The organism is Streptomyces hygroscopicus subsp. hygroscopicus (genome assembly GCF_001553455.1).
Lineage (GTDB): Bacteria > Actinomycetota > Actinomycetes > Streptomycetales > Streptomycetaceae > Streptomyces > Streptomyces hygroscopicus.
The window spans coordinates 1-3,727 of the sequence record NZ_BBOX01000507.1; the positions used below are offsets into that span (position 1 = coordinate 1).

Consider the following 3,727-nt stretch of genomic DNA (forward strand, 5'->3'; position numbering starts at 1 on the left):
GTGCGACGGCCAGGGCGAGGACGACGGCGGCCCCGGCCGCGGGCGCCGCTCCGTAAGGGCGGCGCCCGCCGAGGAACCCGGAGAGCAGCCAGTCCCCGGCGGCGGCGTAGCCGAGGAGCCAGCCGACACCGAGGGCGTGCGCGATACGGGCCCCGCCCCCGCGCCAACGGACGCGCAGGGGGCCGCGGCTCAGACACGGCCACAGGGCGGCGATCACCAGGACGGCGCCGACCGCGCAGGCCAGGCCCATGGCGAGGTCCGCGGTGGCGTCCTTACGGACGGCACCGAGGCGCCAGACGCCGGAGGCGGTCGCCGCGCACAGGGCGCCCGGCAGCAGCCACAGCGCCCCGAGCCCCACCCGCGCCCCCGGCGCACGCCCCGGTTCGGGCGCGGGCGGGGGTGCGGGCTCCTCGGCGCGCGGCACCCGGGCGTACAGCTCCTCGGCGAGCGAGAAGACATCACGGTGCCGGAAACGCGCGGCGGTGCGGTCCGTCACACCGTGTGCCTCCAGCCCGGCGGCGATCTCCAGCGGATCGACGGCACGGGCGCACAGGTCGTGGTGGCGGTGCATCAGCGCCCGCACCGGATCGGCGGGCCCCCGCCGCCCCTTCCCGGCGCCGGCGCGCGGGGACGCCTCGTCCGGCCGCCGGGAGACCGGCACCCGGGACGCGGACGGGGCGGCGGGGCCCCGGTCGCAGGAGGCCGGGCCGAGCGGGCCGTCCCATCGGGAAACCCGAGGAGATTGAGGAGACCGAGGAGACTGAGGAGATCGGGGAGATCCGGTCACGCCCCCTCCTCGGACGGCCGCGGACCCACGCCCAGCGCCTCACACGGCGGTGGGTCGGCCCAGGCGGGGGTGTGCTCCGAGGCGGGCCGGGAGGCCGCGGGACCGGGCAGCCAGTGGCCGAAGCGGTCGCCGTCGCGGCCCGGGGTCCAGCGTCCCGGGACATGGGCCTCGGCGGGACGGGCGAAGGGCCGCGGCCCGCCGCCCTCACCGGCCTCGTCGCGCCGCACCGGGCAGTGCGACATCAGCTCCAGATAGATCCCGCGGAAGGCCGCGACGTTCTGCTCGACGGTGAACAGCTCCAGCGCACGGGCGCGGGCGGCGGCGCCCAGGCGCGCGGCGCGCTCGGGGTCGTTCAGCAGCGCCAGGCACGCTTCCGCGAGCGCCCGGGGATTGCGCGGGGGCACCACCAGACCGGTGCCGCCGATGACCTCGCACACCGCGCCCACGTCCGTGGACACCGTGGCCCGCGCGCAGAACATCGTCTCGACCAGCCCGACCGGAAAGCCCTCGGCCACGCTGGACAGCACCACCACGCCGCCCGCCGCATAGGCGTCGGCCAGGGTCGGCACCTCGGGGTCGCCGAGCCGCTCGAAGGAGACCGGGTTGTCCCCCGCGGAGTGGGCGTCCGCCGCCTCATCGGGGAAGAGGTGCTCGGCCAGGGCCCGGCAGTGGGCCGGATAGCCGTCCGTCTCCGGGTCCTCGCCGCCGCGGGTCTCGATGATCCTCAGCCGTGCGTCCGGCTGCCACCGGCGCACCTCGGCGAAGGCGTGCAGCAGGGCGATGACGTCCTTGGGGGGCTCGATCCGGCCCACCCAGACCAGCGTCCGGTCGTCACCGCCGGCATGGACGCCGCCCGCTTCGCCGACCTCGGCGAAGCGGGCGGCGTCCATGCCCGGGTAGACGGTGCGCAGCCGCTCCCGGTCGGCGCCGCACCGCTCCTGCCAGCGACGCGTATGGGTGTTGCCTGGGGTGATCAGGTCAGCCCGTGCGTACGCCTCGGCGGCCAGCCGGCCGTGGAACGCGGCCAGCAGGGTCCGCACGGGCCCGGAGAGGGCCTGTGCGGCGCCGGAAGGGGCCTGTAGGGGCCCGGAGAGCGACCGGCCGTCCCCGGCGTCGGCCGCGCCCGCCAGATAACGCTCGCGCAGCCGTACGCCGTACTCGGTGAGCAGCAGCGGGGTGCCGAAGCGGCGCTTGGCCAGCAGCCCGGGGAGCACGGCCGCGCCGCCGGTCGCCGCGTGGCACAGGTCCACCCCGGACAGCCCCGGGTCGCCGGAGCCGCCGTACCAGTCGAGCGACAGCGGGCGCAGCGCGCGCTCCAGCGCCTCGGCCACGCTCAGCAGATCGGCGAGCCGCGCCTGCTGCGCGCCGCGCGGTGTCCCGGGGGCGTGGCAGGCCCGCTCCAGCGTCCTGACGGCGTCCTCGGAGCGGAGCGCGGTGGACAGCCCGCCGTACTCCCCCGCCAGTTCGGCCAGTCCGTAGAGACCACTGGCGAAACGGTCCGCCTGCACCGTGGACCGGCCGGGCACGCCCGAGCCATGGGGCGCGCCGGAACCGTAAGGCACGCTGATCGCCGCGGCCAGCTCCGCGAAGTGCCCGGCGAACTGCCGACGCTGCCGACGGCCGCCCCGGCCGCCCCGGCGGCGCTCCGGTTCGCCCCACAGCGGCGCGGTGCGCACCCGGCTGACCTGGCGCGGCAGCTCGCCCCAGCTCCCGGCCCGCTGACCGGGGCCGCGGCCGAGCGCGTACACCTCGAACTCGTGCTGGGCGAGCCCGCGCACCAGCCGGTCGCACCACGCCCGCGCATCACCGTCCACATACGGGTACCCACCCTCCGTGAGCAGTCCCACGCGCATGAGCGCACCCCCGATCTCCCAAACGGGCCGTTCGTCCCGCCGCCCGCACCGGCGGCGGCCGCCGTCAGGCAGCGGGAGCACGTTATGCGCGCAGGGCCGTGGTGCGATGGACGGTTGTCCGTCGCACCACCGGAAGGGGTGAACGCACGTGACCTATCGGGACTTCAGGCGTTGCGGCGCGCTATACGGGCCGTCCGGGCCGTCAGCCCCTGGGGAACGGCCAGGCGTTGGGGCGGCAGGTGACGCCGTCCGTGGACAGGAACTTGGTCTGCTGCATCATCACCGGCGCGAGCGCGCCCTGCCGGGTGCACAGCTCGTGGTTGTGGCCGAGACGGTGGCCGACCTCGTGGTTGATGAGCATCTGGCGGTACGAGTGCATCTTGTCGTCGCCGAAGGTCTTCGCGCCCCGCGCCCACCGATAGGCGTTGATCATGACGCGTTCGGTCGCCGCCGAGTCGCAGGAGACGTTGTCCTGGGTGGTGTCGAGGCCGGACTTGGCGCACCACGCCGCGGTGGTCCCGGGGCTCGCGAGGGTGACGACGAAGTCCGCGTGCCCGGACGAGACCCGCTCGAAGGTGCGAACGCCGCCGTGCCCCCAACTGCGGTCGTCGTTCAGCGTCTTGTGCACGGCCTCGGCGAACAGCTCACCGTCGAGCGGCAGCCCCTTCTCCACGTCGACGCGGTAGCGCAGCACCTGCCCCCGGCCGGGCGCCTTGTCGTGGCCGCCGACGGTCCGGAAGGCGCCGGAGCCGCGCAGGTCGGCGTCGAGCGGATAGACGGCCGCCATCTTCTCGTCGTACGTGACGGGGGCGGAGGAGCCCGTGGCGCGGGCCGCCCCGCGGCCGTCGTCGGTACGGGAGGCGGCGTCGTCGCCCTGCTCCGTGCCGCCCCGGGTCTGCGTCTTGCCGCCGCTCTGCGGACCGCCGGCGACCTGCCCGGCCACCACGACGGCCAGCACCGTGGTCACGGCCGCGGCGGCGACACCGGTTAACGTGCGCCCCTTACCGCCCCTGGCGACACCGCGCGCCCCCTTGCCGGCGGGCGTCCTCACCGCCTTGCCCGGCCCGCCCCCGCCCGTCGGCCGCCC

General features: G+C 76.4%; 2 protein-coding genes and 1 pseudogene. All 3 read right to left on the reverse strand.

Translation table 11 applies throughout. The features are described from left to right. A pseudogene (locus tag AXW62_RS37525) lies at positions 1–661 on the reverse strand (hypothetical protein); the annotation flags it as partial. A 122-nt stretch (positions 662–783) separates the two neighbouring features. Then, positions 784–2,640, reverse strand: coding sequence for a DUF3492 domain-containing protein (locus tag AXW62_RS37530; protein ID WP_060948322.1), 1,857 nt, complete (start codon positions 2,638–2,640; stop codon positions 784–786). A gap of 202 nt (positions 2,641–2,842) precedes the next feature. Then, on the reverse strand, positions 2,843–3,727 hold an 885-nt coding region (locus AXW62_RS37535; RefSeq protein ID WP_159061047.1), incomplete at its 5' end, for a DUF3152 domain-containing protein.

Excerpts from the sequence above, each read along its gene's own strand:
- AXW62_RS37530 (WP_060948322.1), bottom strand. The coding sequence starts at position 2,640 with ATGCGCGTGGGACTGCTCACGGAGGGTGGGTACCCGTATGTGGACGGT.